This window comes from Spirosoma humi, assembly GCF_054776575.1.
Genome location: NZ_BAAHBR010000003.1, coordinates 78,586 through 103,415, shown reverse-complemented (window position 1 = coordinate 103,415; position 24,830 = coordinate 78,586). Strand labels below are relative to the sequence as shown.

General features: G+C 49.1%; 21 protein-coding genes and 1 tRNA gene. 15 read left to right on the top strand and 7 right to left on the bottom strand.

What is annotated here, in order from left to right; all coding sequences use genetic code 11:
* Positions 1 to 100 precede the first annotated feature (100 nt).
* Entirely contained in the window at positions 101 to 265 is a 165-nt protein-coding gene (locus tag ACYU8Y_RS04095; protein WP_460934477.1) for a hypothetical protein, read from the bottom strand.
* Between the two features lie 95 nt (positions 266 to 360).
* Between ACYU8Y_RS04095 and mltG the strand changes: the two genes are divergently transcribed.
* From mltG to ACYU8Y_RS04065, 6 genes are all read left to right on the top strand, one after another.
* The gene (mltG, locus tag ACYU8Y_RS04090) at positions 361 to 1,398 is read left to right on the top strand and encodes an endolytic transglycosylase MltG (protein WP_460934475.1); all 1,038 of its coding nucleotides are present in this window, start codon (positions 361 to 363) and stop codon (positions 1,396 to 1,398) included.
* Between the two features lie 67 nt (positions 1,399 to 1,465).
* Positions 1,466 to 1,879 (top strand): acyl-CoA thioesterase, encoded by a 414-nt coding sequence (locus ACYU8Y_RS04085; protein WP_460934473.1) that lies wholly within the window; start codon positions 1,466 to 1,468, stop codon positions 1,877 to 1,879.
* A 100-nt stretch (positions 1,880 to 1,979) separates the two neighbouring features.
* On the top strand, positions 1,980 to 2,936 hold the full coding sequence (locus ACYU8Y_RS04080) for a YihY/virulence factor BrkB family protein (RefSeq protein ID WP_460934471.1): 957 nt from the start codon (positions 1,980 to 1,982) through the stop codon (positions 2,934 to 2,936).
* 262 nt (positions 2,937 to 3,198) lie between these two features.
* Complete coding sequence (locus tag ACYU8Y_RS04075) at positions 3,199 to 4,230, top strand: glycosyltransferase (RefSeq protein WP_460934469.1); 1,032 nt, start codon at positions 3,199 to 3,201, stop codon at positions 4,228 to 4,230.
* 80 nt (positions 4,231 to 4,310) lie between these two features.
* Positions 4,311 to 4,931, top strand: a complete 621-nt coding sequence (locus ACYU8Y_RS04070) for an L-threonylcarbamoyladenylate synthase (protein ID WP_460934467.1) — start codon at positions 4,311 to 4,313, stop codon at positions 4,929 to 4,931.
* 105 nt (positions 4,932 to 5,036) lie between these two features.
* Positions 5,037 to 6,077 carry a hypothetical protein gene (locus tag ACYU8Y_RS04065; protein ID WP_460934465.1) on the top strand — a complete coding sequence of 347 codons (1,041 nt, stop codon included), beginning with the start codon at positions 5,037 to 5,039 and terminating at the stop codon, positions 6,075 to 6,077.
* 61 nt (positions 6,078 to 6,138) lie between these two features.
* Here the strand turns inward: ACYU8Y_RS04065 and ACYU8Y_RS04060 are convergent, their stop codons facing one another.
* Positions 6,139 to 6,714, bottom strand: a complete 576-nt coding sequence (locus tag ACYU8Y_RS04060; RefSeq protein WP_460934463.1) for an NAD(P)H-dependent oxidoreductase — start codon at positions 6,712 to 6,714, stop codon at positions 6,139 to 6,141.
* A 67-nt stretch (positions 6,715 to 6,781) separates the two neighbouring features.
* On the opposite strand from ACYU8Y_RS04060, the gene ACYU8Y_RS04055 reads away from it, so the two are divergent.
* Positions 6,782 to 7,624, top strand: coding sequence for a DUF6597 domain-containing transcriptional factor (locus tag ACYU8Y_RS04055; protein WP_460934461.1), 843 nt, complete (start codon positions 6,782 to 6,784; stop codon positions 7,622 to 7,624).
* 121 nt (positions 7,625 to 7,745) lie between these two features.
* Here the strand turns inward: ACYU8Y_RS04055 and lepB are convergent, their stop codons facing one another.
* The 4 genes from lepB to ACYU8Y_RS04035 form a co-directional block, all read right to left on the bottom strand.
* Positions 7,746 to 8,915 carry a signal peptidase I gene (lepB, locus tag ACYU8Y_RS04050; RefSeq protein ID WP_460934459.1) on the bottom strand — a complete coding sequence of 390 codons (1,170 nt, stop codon included), beginning with the start codon at positions 8,913 to 8,915 and terminating at the stop codon, positions 7,746 to 7,748.
* A 197-nt stretch (positions 8,916 to 9,112) separates the two neighbouring features.
* Entirely contained in the window at positions 9,113 to 11,383 is a 2,271-nt protein-coding gene (locus ACYU8Y_RS04045) for a DUF3472 domain-containing protein (protein ID WP_460934457.1), read from the bottom strand.
* A gap of 363 nt (positions 11,384 to 11,746) precedes the next feature.
* The gene (gene tig, locus ACYU8Y_RS04040; RefSeq protein WP_460934455.1) at positions 11,747 to 13,093 is read right to left on the bottom strand and encodes a trigger factor; all 1,347 of its coding nucleotides are present in this window, start codon (positions 13,091 to 13,093) and stop codon (positions 11,747 to 11,749) included.
* Between the two features lie 107 nt (positions 13,094 to 13,200).
* Positions 13,201 to 13,282: transfer RNA gene (locus ACYU8Y_RS04035), tRNA-Leu, on the bottom strand.
* A 221-nt stretch (positions 13,283 to 13,503) separates the two neighbouring features.
* Here ACYU8Y_RS04035 and ACYU8Y_RS04030 point away from each other — a divergent pair.
* From ACYU8Y_RS04030 to ACYU8Y_RS04000, 7 genes are all read left to right on the top strand, one after another.
* Positions 13,504 to 15,756 carry a RelA/SpoT family protein gene (locus tag ACYU8Y_RS04030; protein WP_460935181.1) on the top strand — a complete coding sequence of 751 codons (2,253 nt, stop codon included), beginning with the start codon at positions 13,504 to 13,506 and terminating at the stop codon, positions 15,754 to 15,756.
* A 101-nt stretch (positions 15,757 to 15,857) separates the two neighbouring features.
* Positions 15,858 to 16,379 carry a Fur family transcriptional regulator gene (locus ACYU8Y_RS04025; RefSeq protein ID WP_460934453.1) on the top strand — a complete coding sequence of 174 codons (522 nt, stop codon included), beginning with the start codon at positions 15,858 to 15,860 and terminating at the stop codon, positions 16,377 to 16,379.
* 132 nt (positions 16,380 to 16,511) lie between these two features.
* On the top strand, positions 16,512 to 17,798 hold the full coding sequence (locus ACYU8Y_RS04020) for an adenylosuccinate synthase (RefSeq protein ID WP_460934451.1): 1,287 nt from the start codon (positions 16,512 to 16,514) through the stop codon (positions 17,796 to 17,798).
* A gap of 93 nt (positions 17,799 to 17,891) precedes the next feature.
* Complete coding sequence (locus ACYU8Y_RS04015) at positions 17,892 to 18,611, top strand: hypothetical protein (protein ID WP_460934449.1); 720 nt, start codon at positions 17,892 to 17,894, stop codon at positions 18,609 to 18,611.
* Between the two features lie 78 nt (positions 18,612 to 18,689).
* Entirely contained in the window at positions 18,690 to 19,772 is a 1,083-nt protein-coding gene (locus tag ACYU8Y_RS04010) for a hypothetical protein (RefSeq protein WP_460934447.1), read from the top strand.
* Between the two features lie 119 nt (positions 19,773 to 19,891).
* Complete coding sequence (locus ACYU8Y_RS04005) at positions 19,892 to 21,265, top strand: LapA family protein (protein WP_460934445.1); 1,374 nt, start codon at positions 19,892 to 19,894, stop codon at positions 21,263 to 21,265.
* A gap of 231 nt (positions 21,266 to 21,496) precedes the next feature.
* The gene (locus ACYU8Y_RS04000; protein ID WP_460934443.1) at positions 21,497 to 22,414 is read left to right on the top strand and encodes a PhzF family phenazine biosynthesis protein; all 918 of its coding nucleotides are present in this window, start codon (positions 21,497 to 21,499) and stop codon (positions 22,412 to 22,414) included.
* Positions 22,415 to 22,419: 5 nt separating this feature from the next.
* On the opposite strand, the gene ACYU8Y_RS03995 is transcribed toward ACYU8Y_RS04000, so the two are convergent.
* Positions 22,420 to 22,743, bottom strand: a complete 324-nt coding sequence (locus tag ACYU8Y_RS03995) for a hypothetical protein (protein WP_460934441.1) — start codon at positions 22,741 to 22,743, stop codon at positions 22,420 to 22,422.
* A gap of 286 nt (positions 22,744 to 23,029) precedes the next feature.
* On the opposite strand from ACYU8Y_RS03995, the gene ACYU8Y_RS03990 reads away from it, so the two are divergent.
* Positions 23,030 to 24,829, top strand: a complete 1,800-nt coding sequence (locus ACYU8Y_RS03990) for an AMP-dependent synthetase/ligase (RefSeq protein ID WP_460934439.1) — start codon at positions 23,030 to 23,032, stop codon at positions 24,827 to 24,829.
* Position 24,830 lies beyond the last annotated feature (1 nt).

The window sequence follows — 24,830 nt, the reverse complement described above, 5'->3', positions numbered from 1 at the left end:
TTTGTCCTTGATGGTTTGTCGTGGCAAAGTTAGCCTGATCCGCGGAACCTCTCCTCATAAACCGTAAACAATAAGCCGTCATTTTGGCCCGGGCGTTGGGTTACTCCCAGCCCGCGCAAGCGTTATTGGCTACCGGATTCATCGGACGCGTACGTTCTACCTTCGTCTGGCAGCAGGCTATAAACAGCAGGACACCCGAAAAGGGCAACTGGTACTTTAGATATGGTAGGTTGATTCGTACAGTTTTGCCGTAAATTCGCGGCATGAATGATAGAGGGTATAGGATGATTAGTTCATTGCCCTGTATCTCTGGAATACCAGCCCGATTCATCATTCATTATTCATTATTCATCATTTATTATGTCGCGCAATCTAAAAATCGGCCTGTTTCTCACCGTATCTATTCTGTTAACGACGTTTACCTTTTACTTCTGGCAGGTTTTCAGAAGCCCCAACCTGCTGGTTCAGGATGACGACAAACCATTCGCCCTGCTGATTCCTAAAGGCTCTACTTTCGACTCGGTCATGGATACCCTCAAGGCCCATCGGGTTGTCAATGACGAAACCTCCTTCCGCTTTCTGGCCAAGATGATGAAATACCCGGAGCGGGTGAAAGAAGGGCGTTATGAGATCAAACCCCGCATGGGCAACCGGGAAGCATTGGTCAAGCTACGCAGTGGCAGCCAGGATGCCATGCCGGTGACGTTTAACAGCATGCGGCAGAAAAGCGACCTCATCCAGCGGCTCGGCAGCAAATTCGAATTTGGCTCCGATGCGCTGGGTAAGCTGCTGAATGATCCGGCTACCTGCCAAAAATTTGGTTTCGACACAACAACCATCGTCTGCCTGTTTTTGCCCAATACATACGAATTTTTCTGGACCATCAAACCCGAAGCATTTCTGGAGCGCATGGGAACCGAATACAAGAAGTTCTGGACACCCGAACGCCAGGCCAAAGCTAAAGCCCTGGGACTGAGCCAGACCCAGACACAGGTACTGGCGTCGATCGTGGCGGCTGAAACCAACAAACGGGATGAGCAGCCCCGCGTGGCCGGCGTTTACCTGAATCGGTTGAAGCGGGGCATCAAACTCGAAGCGGATCCAACGGTCATCTTCGCCCTTCGTGATTTTGGTATTCGCCGACTCCTCAACAAGCAGTTGGCCGTCGATTCCCCGTATAATACCTACCGGTACGCGGGGCTCCCTCCCGGCCCCATCAATCTACCTGCCCCGGCTACAATTGACGCTGTCCTCAACGCCGAACAGCACGATTACCTCTATTTTGTGGTCAACGCCAGCTTCAATGGCTATCATACTTTCTCAAAGACCCTGACTGAGCACCTCGCCAATGCCCGCCTGTATCAGCAGGCCCTCACCCGAATGAAGATAATGAAGTAGGTCGATGGGTTGTACTGATCCAGATACAACCCATCGATAACGTTTTCCCTTTCGACTAGTAGTTACCATGATTACGCACGACGTTACAGCGATTCGGGTCCGGTATTATGACACGGACCAAATGGGCATTGTCTATTACGGTAATTATGCCCGTTTTTATGAAATTGGCCGGGTTGAAGCCCTTCGACACTTAGGGCTGAGTTATAAAGAGATCGAACATAGTGGCATTTCGATGCCCGTTTATGACCTTACTTCCCGATTTATCCGACCCGCCAAATACGACGACCTGCTGACCATACGGGTTACGATACCCCAGATGCCCAAAACGCGGTTGCTGTTTGATTACGAAATTTTCAACCAGGAGGGCCAACTCCTGAATACGGGGCAGACCACCCTGGTCTTTGTCCGTACGGAGACGGGCCGCCCCTGCGCAGCCCCGGCTGAATTAGTCGAAGCCGCCAAACCTTTCTTTGAGCAGTAGGTTAAAAAAAAAGAACGTTAGGTCATAACTCGATGATGCAGACCAGGCAACGTCGGGTTATGGCGTTTGTACCCACCCCAAATCACTGACTAGAACCGCTATGTTCGACAAACTGATGAACGTTAAGGCGTTGCGGAATACCCGTGCCTGGCTGTACACCCACCACCCGTTCAACTCCCGAATCACCTGGTACGCGTTTCTAACCAAGATGATTGACCAGATCGCGGATAACAACACCAGCGAGCGGGCAGCCTCGGTCTCGTACAGCCTCATTCTGGCGGTTTTCCCGACAGTCATCTTCTTCTTTACCCTTATTCCATTCATTACATTCATTCCCAATCTGGAAGACCAGATTATGGGGTTCTTTCAGCAGGTCTTACCGGGAGACACATTCAGTACAGTAGACACGACCATTCGGGACATCATCAATCGCCCACGCAGTGGGGTACTGTCATTTGGCTTCTTACTGGCCCTGTATTCGGCAACGAGTGGCCTGGTCGCGCTCATGCAGGCCTTCAACTCGTCGTACCACTCGGCCGAACGTCGCGGCTTTTTCAAACTCCGGCTCGTAGCCATCGGGCTTACCTTTACGCTGGCGTTTGCGCTTATTCTGGCCGTTGTCGTTTTGATTATCGGCGGCATTATCAGCGACTTTCTGCTTCATTTCGGCCTGCTCAACAATGTCATCTTCATAAACCTGCTGGCCATCGGCCGTTATCTGGTTGTCTTCGCCGTTTTCGTCGGGGTTGTTTCCGTGATTTACCGATATGGGCCGGACGTGCGAATGAAATGGGCCTTCATCACACCCGGAGCCGTTACGGCATCTCTGCTCATTGTGCTAACAACGCTGGGTTTTTCGTACTATGTTTCCAATTTCGGTTCGTATAATAAAGTATACGGGTCAATTGGCACACTAATTGCCCTAATGATCTGGATAAACCTTATCTCGCTCCTATTAATCCTGGGCTTCGAGATGAATGTCGCTCTATACAACCTCGAAGGTGATACAAACCCAAGTGTGGCGGCAAAAACAACAAACGCCACCCCGGAGATTTGAGATGACGTTTGCAAAACCTAACCCATAAATGTAAAGGCACATTTTCTGATTGACCAAACAAGTTTGGCACGCCCAAAAAATGTTCATTATTCATTTTACAAAAAGCACGCCAACATTGTCATCGACTAATTATTTTATCTGATTTTTTCCGTTTGATAAATACATATCCTAATCTGGTAACAAATAAGTTTTATTTTGAAGGTTTACACAACTTGACTACACAGACCGTAGTTCGCTAAGTAAAGACCGTCACTCTATTTTTATGGTTTCCGTTACCGGACAAGTCAATTCATTGCCGATGAGCCCCTACCTCAATCGGATCAAACCCTGGGTGAGCGTCATCTGTACAAGCTTCAATCAACAGGCATACCTCGAACAGGCATTACAATCCGTTATCGGGCAAGACTACCCAAATGTTGAACTGATTGTGATTGACAACGGCAGTACAGATGGCTCGGCCGAACGCATCGCAGAATTTATCCAACCCTATCCGTCCATACAGTTTATTCGAAACCGGACCAACCTGGGTTTGAATCGGGCGTTTAATCAGGGATTAGCGCTGGCAGGAGGTCGTTATGTCATTGACCTTTCGGCCGATGATGTACTGCTCCCCAGCCGCATCAGCAAACAGGTAGCCTTGTTTGAAGAACTCGCCGGTCCCTATGCCGTTGTTTTTTCGAATGCGACTTACATTGATCCAGCGGGCCGGGATTTAGGGACTCATTATGCCGTCGATGCTAACGGACGCTCGCTGGCTGCGGTTCCGTCCGGTAATGTGTTTCGGCCTATTCTGGAATCCTACTTCATCTGCACGCCAACCATGATGATGCGTCGGGATGTACTCAATGAACTGGGTGGCTATGACGAAACCCTGGCGTACGAGGATTTTGACTTTTGGGTGCGCTCAGCGAGCCTCTACCAGTATGCTTATCTGGACGATGTGTTAACCCTAAAGCGACAGTGCCCCGGCTCAATGTCGGCTCAGGTGGTTCTGCCAGACAATACGTTGCTTCAATCCACATTGACCGTCTGCCATAAGGCCTATGACCGGTGTAGCACTCCCGAGGAATACGGAGCCTTGGCCCGACGCATACGTACCTTTATTCGCAAGGCATTTTACGCGGAACAATTCGACCTGGCGTTAAAATTTGGTGCGCTCCTCCGCCATATTGAGCGACCTGGTTTCTACAGCAGCCTGATTTTGGAACTGAGCCGTTTTCATCTGCCCGTCAATAAAATGTATCAGCAGTACCTGAAGTTCTATCCCGTAAGTCAATCAGCGAAACTGGTTTAGCCCATTTACCGTTTATTGAGTATGATAAGCTGACGCATCGAGTCGATGCCGCAGCACTTCATAAACTCAACACGTTTACTATGTCGGCCGAATTCATAAAACTTTATCCAAAAAATCCCGATCCCCGTCGAATTGAACACATCGTTCGCGCTCTTCGCGATGGTGCCGTTGTTATTTACCCAACCGATACAATCTACGGCATGGGCTGCGACATTCACAATGCCCGCGCGGTTGAACGGGTGGCCCGAATCAAGGGCATCAAACCAACGAAGAACGATTTTTCCTTCATCTGCTACGATTTAAGTCATATTGCCGACTACGCCCGGGTGAGCAACCAGGCGTTTAAGCTCATGAAGAGCCTGTTGCCGGGTCCGTTCACGTTTATTCTTCAGGCTACTGGTAACGTACCCAAATTGCTGAATACGAACAAGAAAACGGTTGGTATCCGGGTTCCTGACAATGACATTCCACGGCAGATTGTGCACCAGCTAGGTAATCCAATCATTACCACTTCGATTCGGGACGAAGACGAAATCATTGAGTATTCAACGGATCCGGAGCTAATTTTTGAGAAGTTTCAGAACCAGGTTGACATCGTGGTTGACGGTGGCTATGGCGGCAACGTACCGTCGACAATTGTTGACGCGACTGACGACGATTTTTCGGTTGTTCGCCAGGGTCTGGGTGAATTAATTCTTTGAAAAGTTAGGTTTTGGCTCTATACTTGCACGCTAGGGTTGACATTCCTTTGAACCGGACTGCAACCCTTTTTTTGTGAATTATCTAAATTTCATCTGTAAGTACGTATGCGCTTTTCTTTGGCCGCGCTGTCTGTGTTGGCTCTCAGCCAACTAACCGGCTGCTCTACACAATCAAAACAGGACGATTCGTCTAAAACGGGGAAGATTGCGGTCGAAGCATCCGCCAAAAGTCCGGAGGCAACCAGCACAGCACCTGATTCATCCGAAACCCCAGCGACTACGGCCGCAGCGCCTGCTACCCGATCGGGTGCCGCATCTACCGGCGACCCCAGCCTCGATTCGCTTACCTATGCCCCAACGGGTGCGCTGCTGCCTAAACATCGCATTTTTGCTTATTACGGTAACCCGCACTCCAAGAAGATGGGTGCTCTGGGCAAATACCCTAAGGAAGAAATGCTTCGCCGGCTGGATGAGGAAATCAAAAACTGGCAAAAGGCCGATCCGGCTACTCCCATTCAGCCCGCCCTGCATCTGGTAGCTACTTCAGCTCAGGGGCTGCCGGGTAAAGATGGCGGCTACCGCATGCGGATGTCCGACAAAACGATCAAGAAAGTCTTGAAATGGGGTAACGAGCATAAAGCTATTGTTTTTCTAGACATTCAGCGCGGACATGCCCCCCTTGGTCCGGAGATGGCCTACATGGAAAAGTACCTTAAACTTCCCTTTGTTCATCTGGGCATCGACCCTGAATTTTCGATGGTAACGGGGGCTAAGCCGGGCACCAAAATCGGTAGCTACGATGCCGCCGATGTCAACCAGGCAGTGCAATTTCTGAGCCGAATCGTTAAAGAAAATAACCTGCCTCCTAAAGTGCTGGTGGTTCACCGCTTCACACAGGGTATGATCAAAAACTACAAAAACATTAAACTAGACCCGAACGTCCAGATTGTGATGGATATGGATGGCTGGGGCCCTCCGGTTCTTAAAAAAGATTCGTATCACGACTACATTCAGAAGGAACCCGTGCAGTATACCGGTTTCAAATTGTTCTACGAGAATGACTTCCGTAAGCCTGGTTCCCGCATTATGACACCGGCCGAGGTGTTGGCACTTGACCCAAAACCAATGTACATCCAGTATCAGTAAGTGTACGCTCAGTTAATGACAACGAAAAAGGAGACTCGCCGAGTCTCCTTTTTCGTTGTCATTAACTGAGATCCAGTTGGGCTATTTCTTCCAGCCAAGTCGCTCTTTGCGCGGAGGATGCCTGAAGAACGGACGCCAAAAATATGTGGTGTAAAATCTCAAAGCCACAATACTCGAAAATTCCCCGATCAGACGTTAGGCGCAACGCCTGATCCATCCCTATAGCTCGGTATTCCTCGTGCGATTTACCCTGTGTGTTAATAATGACTGCTTTCTTGCCTTTCAGTAAGCCTTGCTGAACACCCTGTACATACGTATAGGCAAACCCATACATAAAAACCCGATCAATGTATCCTTTCAATAAGGCAGGTAGTCCGGTCCACCAAATAGGATAAATAAACGTGACCACATCTGCCCAGGCTAAAAAAGATTGTTCAGTGGCAATATCAACCGGCACTTGCCCCGTTTTAGCGGTCAGCAGATCAGCTACCGTCAAGACTGGATCAAAGCCCAGGGCATATAAATCGCGTACTTCGACTAAATCCCCAGTCTGGTGCAGTTTTGCGACCACAGCTTCCTTAAGCTCACGGTTAAAGCTGGTTGGATCGGGATGCGCATAAATTATGAGATGTTTCATTTGTCTTTCGTGTTTTAGTATGACAAATGTCCATCTGGATCACTGGGCAAAATTGTAAGAAAACGAAATGGAATCACCGACGAATAGCCAATTGATTGACGCCGATGAGCAACTCGCTACGGTAATCAGCCATTTTTACTGCGTCGAGCACACTACACAAGCTGCGCCGGTATGCCAACAGTTGCTGCCTAACTATGAAATGCTTCTGGTATTCAACTTTGGCCCGACTATTCCTATTTCATTAGGCGAGGCTTCGTATGTTATCGAACAAACGGCGGTGCTGGGGCCGCTCCAGAAAACGCTTGTGTATGAACTACCTCCCGGAGCAGATTTAATTGTTGTGAACTTCACCCTCAATGGCTTCTATCGGCTTTTAGGGGTTCCCATGCATCAGCTCAAAGCCGATGATTTACATAACCCGGATCTGTTGCTCAACAAGGCCTGTTTTAGTGAACTGTGGGCTCAGTTGGCCCCCATGCGTGTATTGGCCGATAGGATACGGTTACTACGTGACTATGCGATGGCGTTTGTAGCCCCTTCCGATGCGGCTGCGCTCTCCTTACTCGACAGCATTCCATTTTTCCGGGATTCAAGTACTGACCCGATAAAAATATTGGCGCAAACCCATAAGCTGTCGACCCGTAGTATTCAGTTGCGATTTCAAACCTATCTGGGGTATTCGGCCAAAGAGATGATCCGTTTCCTTCGTTTCAAAAAAGTACTTAGTCATCTTTGTCAGCAGTACCCAGCTACCCCCGACTGGCTGGAACTGGTAGTTATGTTCGGCTATCATGATCATAGCCACCTGATCAAAGACTTTACCTATTTTTTAGGCCTTACACCCCGCCAGTTTTTTAAACAGCTAGCCGCAGGCGGTGTATGCATCAGTAAATCAGGAAAGTTTTATTGACTGAATCCGAGAGGGATGTCGTGTTCACTTTAACTCCGCGATTGAGACTGTAACCCGATTTCTGAATGGAGCCACCATCGCCGGTTACCAATCAACCAACGATGGCCTACCAAAATCATACTCAATGAATCAATCGGCCCACCCGACTCCAGCGGACTTTATGGAAAATATCTGCCGGAACAGGATCGAGAGATAACCAGACAAAAACCGCTTTCCCGACGATATGGTCCTCTGGTACAAACCCCCAGTAGCGCGAATCCTCCGAGTTATGCCGGTTGTCGCCCATCATGAAGTAATAGTCCTGTTTGAAGGTATACGTATTAATCAGCTTTCCGTCGATCCGAATGCTGGACGGCGTTAATTCCACATTTTTATTATCTTCATACCAGTCGATAATAGGGCCATACAGCGCAATCGTCTGCTTATTGATGGGAATGGTTTCCCCTTCTTTAGGGACGTTGAGTGGACCAAAATTGTCCTGATTCCAGGCATAGGCAGCCCCACCATAAATGCGGGAATCCCGTTGTCCGGCCTGTTCGCGTAGAGGCTCGATACCTTTTATCCAGTCAAATTGCCGGAATTTATCGATCACCGTTTGGGTCGTATTTATTTGGTAGCCAACCAATACCGTTGTTTTGGTGGCCGCGTCGTACTGCTCAAGTGGTTGCCAGTTGATAAAGGGACCCTCTTCCGATTTAAAATCATTGACAATATCGTATTTCCGAAAAAATCGCTCGTCAAGGACCTCCGTCGTTTTAATGAAATAAGTGGTTTCTGAGCGTGCTGGTACGGCCATTTCTTTACCATTGACGTAAACCCGTTGTTGCCGGATTTCAAGTACATCACCCGGAATGCCAATACATCGTTTAATAAAGTTGGTTTTCAGATCGGCCGGATAGGCGGGCTCGTTTGGTTTGGGTGGCGGATAATTAAAGACGACAACATCACCATTTTTAACGGTTGTGAAACCAGGCAACCGATAGGAAGGCAGTTGAATGGCCGTGCTGTACGAAGGAATATTTGTACCCCATATTTTCTGATGTGTTAGCGGGATCTGCAAAGGCGTTTTTGGCGTACGAATGCCATAGTGAAGCTTACTGACAAATAGAAAATCGCCCACCATGAGGCTATTTTCCATCGAAGGCGTAGGAATGGCAAATGCCTCGAATGTCAGAAACCGAATCAGCGTGGCAGCAATCACGGCAAATAAAAGTGAATCGAGCCATTCTCTAAGTGGTGATTTTTTCGATTTAACTGGCTTGCCAGTAACGTGCTTTTTCTTTCTGAACATCGCCTGAAGGATGGTTAAAACTTGCTATCAAGACAACCGGATGGCTGAATGAGAGAAAGATACCTGTCCCGAGTTATAGGAAAGCTGTATTTTACAGAAGCGGTAATATAGGTGGCTGAATAGCGAGACTGTTCATTTACAGCCCTTTGTGTTTATCCTTTTTCACCAGCTATACATTCGGCGCAAATGGCTACTTTCTATCGACAGTTGCAGGTGTTGGCATTGCTGAATAAACCCCAGACCACATTCGATTCCTGTTCGAAAATATCTGTGACGAGTAACCGTACATAGTAGTTTTTTGGCGGGAAGTTGAGAAAAGGAATTCCTGCTGATCTGGCCTCGGGGTCGATTCCACTAACCTGAGCTAGCGGTGTACCGCTAAAATTTGCATTATCATACACCTCAATCCGGTAAGATAGCTGGGGGGCTCGACTCGGATCAACTTGCCAGCCAACGTTCAGGCTCCCGTTGGCGAAAGCTGGACTCAGTTGGTTTACCAAAGCCGTAGTTACCACCGATGGTTTGGTTTCGGGCATGGTCATTGTAAATGAATACAGATCTCTGGGTGGTTCAAGGCCAGTACAGGTAAAGAGTTTGACTTCTTTAGCCGAGCTTTTCTCGGCTTTCCAGGCTCCATCTCCCCCACTGACGTCAATTTGGGTGGCTTTATTCCAGGTCTTATCCTGATTGAGTTTCCAGAAATTGCGCCAAAGCCCACATCGTTCATTGGGCTGACCACTAATTTGATCCAAGTAAGCGGTCAGGGAATTTCCCAGAAAGAAGGCATTATTATCAGGCGTTACTACCGTCACATAATGTGTCCATTGCCCTGTCCCATAATCGTACATAAATAAGCCCACTCGGGTCTTGTTATCCCCGGTAGACCATCGTCTAAGCACAGTGGTATACCAGACATCGGTTTTCCAGGGCATAGGATGGTTGGCCTGCAAACCGGTTCCTGTTTCTTCGTAGGGCACGATAGATTCAGCGGGCAGTTGGTATTCAGTATAGGATTGAGCAAGCGTGGAACTAACCAGATCGCCCACCCTCATTCGATTGTTGAAAGTGGGGCCGCCTGCTTTCTGTTGAATACCTGTTTCAACGGGCCGTGTTGCGAGTTTACCGTTGAGTGAACTCCAGGTGGTATTGGGCCGAATGCATTCGGCGGGAACCATGACTTCGGATAGCAGGACCAGTCCAGGTTTAGTGCCTAAGCCACGGGCCGTAAGTGTGGGGGTAGGACAACTGTCGGCAAGACAGGCATAGGGCATCTTGTGGGTGCGCACACTGGCCATGGCCTGCGCCCGCTCCCGCCAACGCCGGGCCATATTTGAGGTGGTGGTATTACCAATGGGGCTCCCATCTACCACAACATCCGGGTTAGAGTAGAAATTGATATCGTCTCCACACTGAATTGTTGGCCCAAACCCGTTAGCGTAGGGCCGATCTCCCCCACCCCGGCAGTGGCCTCCTCCAACACTATGCCCAATTTCGTGCGCAAACACCGACCAGGGCGAAGGGTTCGACTCCACAACCGATCGGTTGCCAGGTTTATAGGCAATACCCCGAGCTTCTCCTGGATAACCTTGTACGGCGACCAGGTAATCGGCACCGGTAGCGACCATGTCGGCTGCGTGCCAATCATCTATAACGGCTAACACATTTCCATAAATCCCTGCATTCCTGGGCGCGCGAACGACACCCACTAACCGAAGTCGCACATTTTCCACCAGGGAATTGTGCAACGCGTTATTAACCCGGTTAATCATCTGGTTAGCCACTAACGTCGGGTTACCGCCCGATCGGCTGGCGGCAATGTCAGAAAAGCTAACCAATACGTCAATGATATACACTCCCTCACAGTTGGCCTCACCTTCGGCTACGGCTGCGGCTACACGAGCATTTTTGGTAGCCAATGGTGGCTGTTCGAACGTTGAATCGCAAAATGTTGACGATGTTTTTCCTAGTTCAATGACCTGATGAATCTGAGCAGTACCCGTGGCTCTTGCCGACGCTGAACGCGCAAGCGGCAAGGGCTTGATCTCATATTCCTTCCCCTTATAAAAAACGGTAGCGATCAGCTGCTTGTGGGCCGGATCGGCCGAAATGATCACATTGCGATAATGGGGTAAATGATCGAACCTGGGATCAGGAATTCGGCCATACCAGATTAGGGTTCCATCCGGTAGGGTTTTGGACTCCACTCGCTGAGCCACCAGATTGACATCGCCAAACAGATTAAACCCAATCTGGTCTGGCAGAAAAGGAGCTGTAGTGGCAAAATTGATGGATGCATAGCTACTTCGAAGGATTGGTACCAGTGTATCGCGCGATTCGGTAAGGCCTGAAGCAGCAGTTGTCACACGCATCGGTGACAGCAGTTGAGTCTGACTGTAACCCATCGAGACAAATAGGCAACTCACCAGCAACCAGCTTAGTAACCGCCTGGTCAACGTAAAGAATTTCATGGTCAGGAAAAGTAGATGTGTAGTATGCTAACCCACAACAAGGTTAGAGCAATGCTTATGACGCGCAGTGAAGAAGAAGGTCTCGGGAGGTGAAATCGCGACTGAGCTAAACGCTTCATTTAGCTACCTAAAATTTGCGAAATGTATCTATTTTTCGTTCACAGGATACAAACCAACATTCTTTAATTCCTTGTTACTTTATTCGTGTGGTTGACTTAGACCGTTTATTAACCTTGCTCATCCATTGTAGGCACGACGATATGTAAGTAGCTACTGGATTAGTATAAGGAGAACAGGAGACGCTATAAAGCAGAAAGGCCCGGTCATTGACCGGGCCTTTCTGCTAAAATGAAAACCGATTATCTATCGATTCTCTACCAATGCTTTGAACTCATCGACGGTAACGTCCTGTGATACAACCGTCAGTTGGGTTTTGGCATACTCGATTACCTTGTCGTCAAACACCCGATTGAAGGTGCTGGTGTAATTCTGTCCGTTGTTCTTCTCATCCATGAGGTAGTTGCGGGCGATGCGGTCAATGGTTTTATTCATTTCCTCATCTTCGCTACCCATGAAGCCAAATTGCTCCTGAACCATCAGGCGAGTTACGGCCAGCACTTCGTCGAACTCAACGTTGATGTCCGCTTTTTCGGCAATCTTGTTTTTGATCAGTTGCAATTTCACCGACTTCGTGAAATCGTCATATTGCTCCTCAATCTGCTCGGGGGTAAACTTACCTTCGTTAACCTCCAGTAACCAGTTTTTCAAAAACTCATCGGGCAGCAGGATTGGCGTCGTATCGATCAATGTTTTTTCGATATCCAACCGCAATAATTGGGCTGACTCACGACCATAGTTGCCTTTGATAATGTCGGCCACTTTCGCACGGAACTGCTCTTCATCAGAAACAGCACCAACACCCAACACTTTATCAAAAAATTCCTGATTCAATTCAGCGGGTTCATGACGGGTAACGTCATCAACCTCAAACGTAAACTCACCGGTCAGGTTCGCGACGTCTTCTTTCGGAGCGCCCGTAGCATTGGCACGCGCTTTTTCATCCGGGAAAGCCTGCTCAAGGTTAAACGTAATAACGTCACCTTTCTTCTTGCCAACAAACTGCCCTTTAGCGTCTTCGGCCATCTGGTTCGTTGGGAAGGCCGTCTTGGCGGTGAAAGGCCCGTCAACCTGCTTCAACTCGCCGTAAATCGTATCGCCATCGTTCACATCTTCCCCGTGAGCGTGGGTATGAAACCGTTGTTGCAAGTCAGCAATAGTCGAATCAATTTCAGCCTCGCCAGCCTGAATTTGATACTGGGTTACGCTGGGCAGATCGCTGAAGTCAATATCGAATTCGGAAGCCAGACCCAGTGTGTAACTAAAGGCAAAATCAGACTGGTTGTCCCAATCAATGGCTTCGGCCTGCTCGCGGTTAGGTACGGGATCACCTACGACCTGAAGTTTATTTTCACGGATATACTGGCTAACCGTTTTGCTCAACATGGCATTGATCTCGTCGACCAGGATACTCTTGCCATACATTTTTTGCACGAGCGACGCAGGAACGTGACCTGGGCGGAAACCCTTCAATTGAACTTTGCGACCGTAATCTTTCAGTTTTTTATCAACTTCTGGCTTATAGTCGGCTGGGGTCAGCGTAATCTTCAGCGAGGCATTCGTGTCGCTGGCTTTTTCGAGAGTAATATCCACGTTTGTATCGGTTTAAAAACAAAAAGCGAAAGAGTGAAAGTATGAAAGAGTGAATTGTTACAGACAACGCTCTTTCGCTCCTTCACTCTTTCGCTTTTAAACTTCAGTACGGGCGGAGGGACTCGAACCCCCATGCCTTGCGGCACCAGATCCTAAGTCTGGCACGTCTACCAATTTCGCCACGCCCGCAAATTAATGGCCCGAACAGGTTGAATCCGTTCGCCGAAAGCTGATCGACCAGTGGCCGTTTCAGTTATTTCAGGGTGCAAAAGTACAAAAAGAATTGAATGCGCAAAGCATTTTCTCAGAAGTTTTATTTTTACCGATTATTCCATCCTTTTTCGATTATTAATTTGTTAACTTGTAGTAGGAGTACATCCTGAAGAGAATTACCGCAACGAAGCAATATGATGAATGTCTCAGCCGAACCCGTTATTGATTTAGAACTGGAGCGGCAGGAAATCCTGAAGCGCTACCGACGCCTACTTCGGGCAGCCAAACCCATGTTGAAGGGCGACGACGCCAAGCTGATCAAGAAAGCCTTCAACACATCGGCTGAAGCCCATAAGAACATGCGTCGCCGGTCAGGTGAGCCCTATATTTACCATCCCCTGGCCGTCGCCCAAATTGCCGTCGAGGAAATTGGCCTGGGCACAACCAGTATTGTTGCGGCTCTGCTCCACGATGTCGTAGAAGATACAGACACGACAATTGACGATATTGATCGGGCGTTTGGCCCCAAAGTGGCTAAAATCATCGATGGCCTAACCAAGATTTCAGGCTACTTCGAATACGGAACGTCGCAGCAGGCTGAGAACTTCCGGAAGATGCTGCTGACTTTGTCAGATGATGTACGGGTCATTCTGATCAAGCTCGCCGATCGGCTTCATAACATGCGTACGCTGGACTCGATGCCCCGCGATAAGCAGCTAAAAATTGCCTCCGAGACGATTTACATTTACGCCCCGCTGGCCCACCGGCTGGGATTGTATAGCATCAAGTCGGAGTTGGAAGACCTATACCTGAAGCACGTTGAGCCGGAAGCGTATAAGGACATCGCCAAAAAACTACGCGATACGCGCCTGGCCCGCGACCGGTTTATTGGCCGGTTTATCGAACCCATCGAAAAAGACTTGGCCGAAACAGGCATCAAATACGTCATTAAAGGACGGCCAAAATCTATCTATTCGATCTGGACAAAACTGAACAAATCGAAAAAGCCGTTTGAGGAAATTTATGATTTGTTTGCCGTCCGCATCATTCTGGATGTACCGCAGGATGAAGAAAAAGCAGCCTGCTGGCGGGCCTATTCCATCGTCACGGATCATTACAAGCCAAACCCGGATCGGCTAAAAGATTGGATCAGCACCCCGCGAACCAATGGCTATGAGTCGCTCCACACAACCGTGATGAGTCGGCTCGGCCAATGGGTTGAGGTGCAAATACGCACCGAACGCATGAACGAAATTGCGGAAAAGGGCTACGCTGCTCACTGGAAATACAAAGGCAACGATACCCAGACCGGGGCGGGTATTGAAGCCTGGATCAGTCAGGTGCGCGACATGATCGAGTCGGCAGGTAAAGGCGATAAAAAGGCCGCCATCGAGTTTGTCGATGATTTCCGAAGCAATCTGTACAGCGAAGAAGTCTTTGTCTTTACCCCCAAAGGCGATCTTCAGGTATTGCAGCGTGGCGCAACGGCCCTCGACTTTGCCTTTGACATTCATACCCAGATTGGTGCACGATGCATGGCAGCGAAGGTCAACAACACGCTGGTGCCGCTGAGTTACGTGTTACAAAATGGGGACCAGGTCGAAGTCATTACCTCAAACCGCCAGAAACCCAGCGAAGACTGGCTGCGGTTTGTGGTTACCTCGAAAGCCCGAACCAAGATTAAGGATTTAATCAAGGAAGAAAACAAGCGGTTCGTAACGGATGGCCGTGAACTGGTCAACAAGAAGTTACGGGTGCTTCGGATGGAGATGACCAACGAGGTTATCAACCAGTTGAGGGCTTACTTTGGCTCAAAAACCACCGACGATTTTTTCTACCGTGTCGGGAAAGGACACATTGACGTTGGCGAACTCAAGAAGTTTAAATCGGATAAAGAAGCGAAAGAGAATCGCGCTAATAAACTTAATACCGACACCTTGCCCGACGCGAAGGCGTTTGTCAAAGAATTAAAGAAAATTCACGGCGAACGGGCCGATGCCGACATGCTCCTCATTGGGGAAGACATGGACAAGATTGATTATACGCTTTCCAAATGCTGTAACCCGATCTCGGGCGACGACGTTTTTGGCTTTGTGACCATCAATGATGGCATAAAAATTCACCGGGTCACCTGTCCGAACGCCGTTGAGTTGATGTCTAATCACGGTAACCGCATTATTAAAGCCAAATGGACCTCCCAGAAAGAGCTGGCTTTTCTGGCCGGGCTTCGGATTACAGGCACCGACCGCGTTGGTTTGATTAACGACGTGACGCGGGTCATCAGCAACGAATTGCACATTAATATGCGTTCTGTGGCGATTGATTCGAAAGACGGTATCTTTGAGGGAAATATCCGGCTCTACGTTCACGATACCGGTCACCTCGAAACCCTGATGCAGAAACTCGAACGCGTTCAGGGCGTGTTTGAGGTAGTACGGTTTGACTCTTAACTAGTGAAGAATGAAAAGTGTAGCGTAAAGACTAGGGCGGCACGCTAACCTTATTCTTTATTCTATACTCTTCATTCTTCATTCTTCACTAATTTTGCGATATGACTGCTCCGATTCAAACAAATTTAGATGCCGCTCAAATGATTTTTCGGGCCTACCTGGAACGGAAGGGCCTTCGAAAAACGCCCGAGCGGTTTGCTATACTGGAAGAGATTTATAACCGACAAGACCACTTCGATGTGGACGAGTTGTATATCTCCATGAAAAATAAAAAGTACCGAGTGAGCCGCGCAACGGTGTATAATACGCTGGATGTACTGGTTGACTGCGACTTGGTAACCAAGCACCAGTTCGGCCGTAACCTGGCTCAGTACGAAAAATCATATGGATTCCGGCAGCACGACCACCTGATCTGTACGGACTGTCATAAAGTGATGGAGTTTTGTGACCCGCGCGTCCAGAATATCCAGAACATGGTGGGCGATATGTTGAAATTCAACGTGATGCACCATTCCCTGATTTTCTACGGTTCCTGTGCCCGTGATCGGTGTGAGAACCGCCTGACTGAGAAAAACGCGCAAAGCCAACCCGCCGATACGGTACATGCGTCTCCGTTAGATTGACTTTAGCCGCGCATCATTTCGTGTAGGATTTCACCGTGTAGCTGTTACCCAGATTAGGCAGGTAACAGCTACTATTTTTCGTTTTAATGACCGGAGACGTTTACTTGAGCGTGATCCAAATTCATTTTTATAATGATCGATGTTTTATTAGGCCTCCAGTGGGGCGACGAAGGGAAAGGTAAAATTGTGGACGTACTGGCTCCGCAATATCAGGTGGTAGCCCGTTTTCAGGGAGGTCCCAATGCAGGGCATACCCTCGAATTCAACGGGTTTAAACACGTATTGCATCAAATTCCGTCCGGCATTTTTCGCAATGATATTCTCAACATCATTGGGAATGGCGTCGTACTCGACCCAATCGTGTTCAAAAAAGAAATCGACGGGCTAGCCAAGTACAACCTTGCCTTGACGGAAAACCTACAAATTTCCCGCAAGGCGTCCATCATTCTGCCAACGCACCGACTGCTGGATGCGGCCTATGAACAAGCCAAAGGCGAATCGAAAATTGGGTCTACGCTGCGAGGCATTGGCCCAACGTATCAGGATAAAGTGGCCCGTTTAGGGCTGCGGGTTGGTGATATCGAATCGCCGAACTTCTCGGATAAATACCAAAAGCTGGTAGCCATTCATAAAGTCATACTGGAGCAGAACAACTTCGATTACGCAGCGGCTTTACCCCAGGCAGAAGCTGAATTCTTCGGAGCGGTTGAGTTTATGAAACAGTTTCAACTGTCAGACAGCGAGTATGCCGTCAATGATGCTTTGACCAGCGGGAAAAAAGTGCTGGCCGAAGGGGCGCAAGGTTCTCTGCTCGATATTGACTTTGGGTCTTACCCATTTGTAACGTCTTCCAGCACGATGGCGGCTGGCGCCTGTACCGGCTTGGGAGTAGCCCCCCGCAGGATTGGCGAAGTATTCGGCATTTTTAAAGCGTACTGCACCCGTGTGGGTAGCGGTCCTTTCCCGACCGAACTGAACGACGAAACGGGTGAGATGATCCGTAAAGAAGGGCGGGAGTTTGGTGCGACTACAGGTCGTCCGCGCCGATGTGGCTGGCTGGATTTACCCGCTCTGAAATACGCCATCATGATCAACGGAGTAACGCAGTTGGTGATGATGAAAGTGGATGTCCTGAATATTTTTGATGAGATTAAGGTCTGCACGCATTACAAACTCGCGGATGGTACGCTTTCCGAACAGATGCCGTATGACCTTTGCGATACGGACGTTACGCCGGTTTACAAAACATTTAAAGGCTGGCAAACGGATTTGACCGATATCCGCTCGTTTGTCGACGTACCCGCTGAACTGGCTACGTATGTCTACTTCCTGGAAGATACACTGGGATTGCCTATCAATTTTATCTCGACCAGCCCCGACCGGGAAGCCATCATTCATCGGCAGGCGGTGATTGCTTAATCGACATAAAAACCACGAATTGACTGGCAGCCGCCCCCGCTATACAAGCAGGGGCGGCTTTTTTGCTTATTTTTGACAAAACGAATAAGGGGTATGTCCGTAAAGAATTTTTATCAAACCGTCTATCAGGGCGACACAATCTTCCGGGTAGACGGCGAATCGTGGGAGTTGACAACCAAAGCAAAAATGGCGGAATCGCCCGTTATTGACAGCTCACTAGTTATTGACCATACCCCCGATCTACTTTCTGAATTGGATGAATTGCTGGTAAGCGCATCGGTCGCTTCAGCAGATACGGCAGAGATCGCAATCGATACGCCACCTGTTATTACCCTGCAACCAACGCTGGAACCGACTCCGGCCAAGGCAACACCTGAACCATTGCCCCAACCAGCACCACGCCCCACCACGCCGTCGATCTTACCCCCTATCCAAAACCAGCCGAGAATGCCCCAGCTGAATCATAAAGTTCTCCTGCTAGCCGATGAAGAATTAGATCCCAGCAATCTGCTGTTTCTGGAGAAAATTCTGAAGGCCGTTAACCTGAATGTCGATGGGGTTGACTTATTGAACCTACACGGTGTGCAGGGCATGGACTTTGCGGAATTGCTGCGGGGAAAATACATCAATCATTTTATTACGTTCGGGGTGCCTTTCGAGCGTATTAATCTCGACATTATGATGGACCGTTATTCGCCGGTTCGGTTCGAAGGCATTACGTTCCTGATGGCCGACTCACTGCCGACGATTGAAGCCGATCAGAATCTAAAAAAACGGCTCTGGAGTGCTTTACAACGAGTTTTCCGGCTTTAGCCAATGCCTGGTTTCCCGGCTCAGGCCCTTTGCAATGAAGAATCCAGTTCACCTATTTTCTTTCGTCAGCGTTTCCTAATGACGTTTTTCCAACGACTCCGCCGTTCCTTTTCTGTTACCTCTTTACCCCCTACATCAACGGGCGTACCCGTTCCATTACCTACGATACCTGTTTCCCAACCGCCAGCGTTGAATCTGCAATCAGCCGCAATCCGTTCATCGCCAGTCTATACTCCCGAACCCCTGCCCGAGTGGCTTGCCGATCAGGATTCGCTACGGGACGAGGGGGTATTATTTGGTTTATCGGAGGCTCGACCGGATGGGAAAATTTCGCAGATACGGGCGTTTTTTTCTCGACAAACGGCTCCTTTAACCGAATTGGCAGACGAGAACACCGAGCGAATTGGCGAACTCAATCTATTTATCGAACAACGGGAAAACCGAATTATCAGCCTTCGTAATCAAATCAATGAACTGGTTGATCGCGAGCCCCGTCCTAACAACCTGATCCGAACGCTGGTGAGTTTAATTCTTTCGCTGGGTGTTTGTGTCGGCAATTTCTACCTGATCGACGAAACGCTTCGCCCGCTGTTTCCCAATCGACTGATCGCGGTGGGTATATTTCTGGCGGGCATGTTCAATTTGTTTAGCCGAACGTCGTTCTTATACGAGGCCGGGGCTGGCCTGTCGGTTCGGCGCATTCTGGCAGAAACAGGCTTGCCATTGGCTGCGTCGGTATTTGTATTCGTGCAAGCGCTCCAATCACAGTCGATGGGGCAAGCCATTGCGTTGTTTGCGTTTGTGTTTTTCCTGTTTCTTCTGGCCGGAAATCTGTTTTTAAGCAACCTCGTTACCTTACAAACCGACCTGGCCAACATGGGTGCGCATCGCCGGTGGCTTCAGGCGAAAGCACAAAGTTTGCCCGTTTGGGAAGCCGAAATAGAACGCTTGAGCCGGGAGGTCGATTCGCTTCGCGTTCAGAAATGGCCCTTCGTAACAACGCTAAATCATGTACAGGCTCAAATTACTCATTGGAACACCCGGCGTGATGAACTTGTTAACTTATTCGTGAGTGAGTTTGAACTTGCCCGAAGCCTCCGCGATCGACTTTCTGAGCAACAGCGGAAATCAATTTTGACCGGGTCGCCGGTACGCATATGAATGATAAATGATGTTGCCCTGATGAATGAACGTCTCCCTTCATTAGTTGTCGCCGAGCCAGACCAGCCTGCTGTTAGCTGATCGGTCATGTTTTTTTAATTCATCGTTACTCATTCTTTATGGAGCCAACAAACAACCCAGACTTTCAGCACGGTTATACGAGCGGTGTGGAAGGCGTTAATCGGGAAACATACGAAGGATACTTATCGAGCCAGATCAATACAGACTGGCTTACGGAACGAATTGACGAGAAGCGGACGGAGGTAGCTACCCTTAATCAACAACTTTCGGAAGCTACCGAAGCGAACCGAGCGGCTTTTGCTACCTTACAAACCCATACCCTCCAGGTAGAGCGGCTGGCTAAACAAGTAGGCCAGCGTGAAGCAGACCGGCAAATTGTGCTCGCTGATCAGGATACGTTACGTGAGCGCCGGGCCAAAGCCGCGCCGGATTATTCGTTGTTTGCGGGGTTGTTATTTTTGGTGGCGGGTATTTCGTTTCTCGCGGGCGATCTGATTATTTCGCACGAGATTGTGGCGTATGCTCTCAACATTCGCAACACCAACGAAGCCTGGGCCTTTGCCGTTGGTCTGGCCATGGTGTCTATCCTGCTCAAACCGGCCTATGACCGGCTTATCGAGAAACCGTATCAGGAGGATCCTGAAAAAAACGGACGTAAATACGGGCAGTTCAAGATTGCGCTGGCCGTATTTGCGGTTGTTACGCTGGCCGTACTGGGCTGGTTTCGGTATGAAGCTTACCGTACGGATCAGCTTAAATCGGCTATTAACAAGTCGGTCCGGCAACTTCAGCTAAATACGGACCCTTCGGCAACTACACAAGTTCTTAGCCCGGCAACCATAAACAAAATCGAAAAGCAGCTCAGCGAGTCGAGCGAGTTGAATCTGGCGCTGGTCAACAGTCCATGGGCTTTGCTTTCGTTTGTTTTAAGTGGCATCCTGTTCGCGCTGGCGGGTGCTGTGTGCCTGGGAATTGCCTTGCCGGTGATCTCGGCGTTCTGGTTCCGATGGCTGCAGGCAGATATCAAACTCTGGAAACTGCGCCGTCGGTTGAAACGTCTGGATAAAGAAATGGCTCCGCTTGAGGCTGAATTAGCCGAACAACGAACTCAGCAAAACGTATTGCAGCACAACCTGGATTTGCTACCCGACCTAGCGGAGTTGAAAGAGCAACGGCAGGCTGTAACTGCCGAACTCAATGAATTACTGGCTGAACTCAAACTAGCGCAAACGGACAGCCGCATCAGCAATTTCAACGACGGCTACGGGCAAGGCGAAGCAACCCGCACTGTTTTGAGCGATGATGAGCAGCGGCAGCTTCGCAAAGAGATGCTGGCTCTTCAGAACGGTAACCGTAACCGGACGAACGAAGCCCGCCCGGCCGGTACGCCAGCTGCAAACGGTGCAAATGGAAAAGCGCCGGGCTTACGTCCCCACCAGACCATCCGGAAATTCCTCTCGGACGAGTTGTAATTAATCCGTTTTCTTTAGTGGGGGCAGATTCTTAAATCTGCCTTTGTGAGGTTTCTTAAAACCGAACGGTTCGTACAGCTCGATTTTAAGAAACCTCGCGGGGTAGGTTCTCAAACCTACCCCACTAAAGAAAACCTGATCAGGTAATCTTTCAACAAACGCTCTTTAGTTTTACAAGCTAAGGAGCGTTTTTGCTAGTCAACCGTTCAGTCAACACCTTCAAACAAGAGCATGCAGGGAATCAACTTTTACATTGTCGATGTATTTGCTAACAACAAATACGAAGGCAATCAACTCGCCGTTTTTCTCGATCTGGACAACCAGCTCTCCGATGAGCAAATGCAGCGGATAGCCCTCGAAATAAACTTTGCTGAAACAACTTTCATCAAAGCCGTCAAGGATAACCTTCGCTTTGTTGTTCGCATATTTACCCCCGAGCATGAGGTTCCCTTTGCGGGCCATCCTTCGCTGGGAACGAGTTATGTAATTGCCAAATTCATTCTGCCGCAGGCTCCAAGCCGACTGACGCTGGAACTGGCTCATTTGGATTTAGAGATTGAGGTTCTGGAGCCAACTAATCTGGACGAAAGTATTTTCTTCATGCGTCAGGCGCAACCTGAGTTCAGGCGTACGTTTACGCATGAAGAAGTATCAGCCGAGTTGAACATCAGGTTCGACGACATCGATCCATCACTGCCTGTCCAGGAAGTCAGTACAGGGCTACCTTACATTATCATTCCGCTAAAAAACCGGGAAGCCATCGACAATCTGACGCTTACGTTTGAGTCGTTCAGAGACTTTCTGCTGGCCCGGAACATGTACAGAACGAACAGCAAAACCGGTCACTCAACCTCCCTGTTCTTCTTCACGAACGATGTTTACGAAGCAGGTAATTCATTCAATACACGAATGCTTCTGACTGAAAATAACAAACTGTCAGAAGATGCCGCCACGGGAAGCGCCAATGGTTGTTTTCTGGCTTACTTATTAGCGCACCAGCAAACCAAAATTAAGGCAACTGTCGAACAGGGTTTTCAACTGGGCCGTAAATCATACATTTACCTCGATGGGTCGCTGGAAAACGGTCATTACCAGCTCAACGTAGGGGGCCGGAATAAGCTCATCTCAGCGGGCACCTGGTATATCTAATTGCATCAATACCCTTCATCGGTAACCAGATAATAATTCATACTTTCGGTTTGTTTGCCTTCGGTTAAAATCTCGACGGTAAGCCATTCGACATGCGTATAGGCATCGAAGGGGCCGCTTTCGGTTTTGATAAGTTCCTGATTTCGCTCTGCTGCCTGCTTTTCAAGAAACGAAATGGCCTCCTCGCGGGAGTCGAACGTATTGATCAGGTCGCCGAAGTCCAGCGTTGGCTCCGCTTCGGGCAACTCACCTTTTAAGTTCGAGACGGGCGATTCGGGAGGGTTCGATTCGGTCCGCGTTTGGGGGCTGGCATATAGTTCAATGGTCATTCGGATGTGTAGGTTTATGGTTTGGCAGCGTAGTAGGCCACCGCTTCCTGTAGAGAACTCCGTGCACGGTGGAGTGTTAAAAAAGTCTCAAAAAAAGGGGCGTTTAAATTCGTTTACCCAACAGATGGAGCCGCATCTACCTGGTAATGGCACAGCTACGGGGAGGCTAACCGGAAACTTTACGCAGGCGCACTGGCGTGGTGGATTTCCCGGCCAGAGGGAGGTATAAAACCTTTATTTGCCAATAAATCGTTATTACTAAACCGATACATTAATCTGGGCTTCGATGAACGAACCGAATCTGCTGTTTGAGTGCCTGACGTACCAGCAACAACACTTCCCGCTCAGCGATATGCTGTGCGCCAGGGAAGCAGGTCAATGGCGCCATTATAGTACACAGGAAGTCAGTAACCTGGTCTGTCAGCTCAGCGCGGGCTTGCTGACGCTGGGCATAAACGAAGGCGATGGAACGGCCGAAGGGCGCGATAAAATTGCCATCCTCAGCGCAAACCGGCCCGAATGGATGCTGGCTGACCTGGCTATTCAACAAACAGGAGCCGTTTCAGTCCCTATTTATCCAACCATCAATCCCACCGAACTTCAATTCATCTTACAGGATGCCGCCGTAAAACTGGTGTTTACCGGAGATGAGACGCTAGCCCGTAAAGTGGCCAGCATTCAGCATAACCTACCTCATTTACAAGCGATCTTTGCCTTCGATCAGGTTTCCGGTGTACGGCACTGGCGGGAATTGTTGGTGGCACTCACACCGAAGCTTGAAACGCAACTGACAAAGCAGCGGCAGACAATAACCCCGGCAGATCTGGTTACAATTCTATACACCTCTGGTACAACGGGAACTCCTAAAGGTGTGATGCTTTCGCACCACAACATCCTAAGCAACGTTTTTAGCAGTTCCATTTTGTTGAGAGAGGTCGGCATTCAGGGCCAAAAAGCTCTTAGCTTTTTACCCCTTAACCATGCTTTCGAACGAATGGCCACCTACTGTTATATTTACGGTGGGGCCGCCATTTACTACGCGGAGAGCATGGATACCATTGGTGAAAACCTGCGGGATGTTCAACCCACCCATTTTACCACCGTACCCCGGCTGCTCGAAAAGATTTACGAAGGTATTCTGGCGAAGGGCGAAGAATTGACGGGCATCAAACGGAGTCTCTTTTTCTGGGCGTTGAGACTGGGCGAAAAATTTGAGCTTAACGCACCCCAATCGCTAAGCTACCGGCTTCAACTGGCGCTGGCGAACCGGCTCGTTTTCAGCAAATGGCGCGAAGCATTGGGTGGGCAGATACGTGCCATCATCACCGGTGCAGCCGCCTGCCAGGTACGGTTGCTGAAACTGTTTGGAGCCGCCCGGATTGTGATCATGGAGGGCTATGGCCTGACAGAAGCGTCGCCCATCATCAGCGGAAACCGCCACAGCGACGCCAACCGGATGTTCGGTACTGTAGGGCCACTACTGAAAAACGTTGAGGTTGCCTTTGCCGACGATGGTGAAATTCTCTGTAAAGGCCCAAACATCATGATGGGCTACTACAAACGCCCCGATTTAACCGCCGAAACCATTATAGATGGCTGGCTTCATACCGGCGACATCGGTACGCTGGTTGACGGTAAATTTTTAACGATTACCGACCGCAAGAAAGAACTCTTCAAAACCAGCGGAGGCAAATACGTGGCTCCTCAACCCATTGAGAACAAACTGGTGGAAAGCCGATGGGTCGAGCAAATCATGGTCGTGGGCGAAGGCGAAAAATTTGTTGGTGCTCTGATTGTCCCGTCCTTCAAAGCCCTGAAAGAATGGTATGCACAGCAAGGAAAAACCTATCCGGGTGCCGACGCCATGGTAATGGACAAATCTGTTCTGGCGCTGTTCACAAAAGAAATTGACGAGTACAATCAATTCTTCAACCATGTAGAACAGGTAAAGAAATTTGTTCTGTTGCCCACAGAATGGACGATCGAGAAAGGCGAGCTAACCCCAACGCTCAAGCTGAAACGGAAAGTAATTCGGGAAAACTATAAGGACCAGATCGCCCATATTTATTCCGCTACGAACCGATAAG

Excerpts from the sequence above, each read along its gene's own strand:
- ACYU8Y_RS04095 (WP_460934477.1), bottom strand. The coding sequence starts at position 265 with ATGCCGCGAATTTACGGCAAAACTGTACGAATCAACCTACCATATCTA.
- ACYU8Y_RS04020 (WP_460934451.1), top strand. The coding sequence starts at position 16,512 with ATGATCGATGTTTTATTAGGCCTCCAGTGGGGCGACGAAGGGAAAGGT.
- ACYU8Y_RS04005 (WP_460934445.1), top strand. The coding sequence starts at position 19,892 with ATGGAGCCAACAAACAACCCAGACTTTCAGCACGGTTATACGAGCGGT.
- mltG (WP_460934475.1), top strand. The coding sequence starts at position 361 with ATGTCGCGCAATCTAAAAATCGGCCTGTTTCTCACCGTATCTATTCTG.
- ACYU8Y_RS04085 (WP_460934473.1), top strand. The coding sequence starts at position 1,466 with ATGATTACGCACGACGTTACAGCGATTCGGGTCCGGTATTATGACACG.
- ACYU8Y_RS04055 (WP_460934461.1), top strand. The coding sequence starts at position 6,782 with ATGGAATCACCGACGAATAGCCAATTGATTGACGCCGATGAGCAACTC.
- ACYU8Y_RS04010 (WP_460934447.1), top strand. The coding sequence starts at position 18,690 with ATGACGTTTTTCCAACGACTCCGCCGTTCCTTTTCTGTTACCTCTTTA.
- ACYU8Y_RS04065 (WP_460934465.1), top strand. The coding sequence starts at position 5,037 with ATGCGCTTTTCTTTGGCCGCGCTGTCTGTGTTGGCTCTCAGCCAACTA.
- ACYU8Y_RS04075 (WP_460934469.1), top strand. The coding sequence starts at position 3,199 with ATGGTTTCCGTTACCGGACAAGTCAATTCATTGCCGATGAGCCCCTAC.
- ACYU8Y_RS04045 (WP_460934457.1), bottom strand. The coding sequence starts at position 11,383 with ATGAAATTCTTTACGTTGACCAGGCGGTTACTAAGCTGGTTGCTGGTG.
- ACYU8Y_RS04015 (WP_460934449.1), top strand. The coding sequence starts at position 17,892 with ATGTCCGTAAAGAATTTTTATCAAACCGTCTATCAGGGCGACACAATC.
- ACYU8Y_RS03995 (WP_460934441.1), bottom strand. The coding sequence starts at position 22,743 with ATGACCATTGAACTATATGCCAGCCCCCAAACGCGGACCGAATCGAAC.
- ACYU8Y_RS03990 (WP_460934439.1), top strand. The coding sequence starts at position 23,030 with ATGAACGAACCGAATCTGCTGTTTGAGTGCCTGACGTACCAGCAACAA.
- ACYU8Y_RS04030 (WP_460935181.1), top strand. The coding sequence starts at position 13,504 with ATGAATGTCTCAGCCGAACCCGTTATTGATTTAGAACTGGAGCGGCAG.
- ACYU8Y_RS04060 (WP_460934463.1), bottom strand. The coding sequence starts at position 6,714 with ATGAAACATCTCATAATTTATGCGCATCCCGATCCAACCAGCTTTAAC.
- ACYU8Y_RS04080 (WP_460934471.1), top strand. The coding sequence starts at position 1,980 with ATGTTCGACAAACTGATGAACGTTAAGGCGTTGCGGAATACCCGTGCC.
- ACYU8Y_RS04025 (WP_460934453.1), top strand. The coding sequence starts at position 15,858 with ATGACTGCTCCGATTCAAACAAATTTAGATGCCGCTCAAATGATTTTT.
- ACYU8Y_RS04000 (WP_460934443.1), top strand. The coding sequence starts at position 21,497 with ATGCAGGGAATCAACTTTTACATTGTCGATGTATTTGCTAACAACAAA.
- lepB (WP_460934459.1), bottom strand. The coding sequence starts at position 8,915 with ATGTTCAGAAAGAAAAAGCACGTTACTGGCAAGCCAGTTAAATCGAAA.
- ACYU8Y_RS04070 (WP_460934467.1), top strand. The coding sequence starts at position 4,311 with ATGTCGGCCGAATTCATAAAACTTTATCCAAAAAATCCCGATCCCCGT.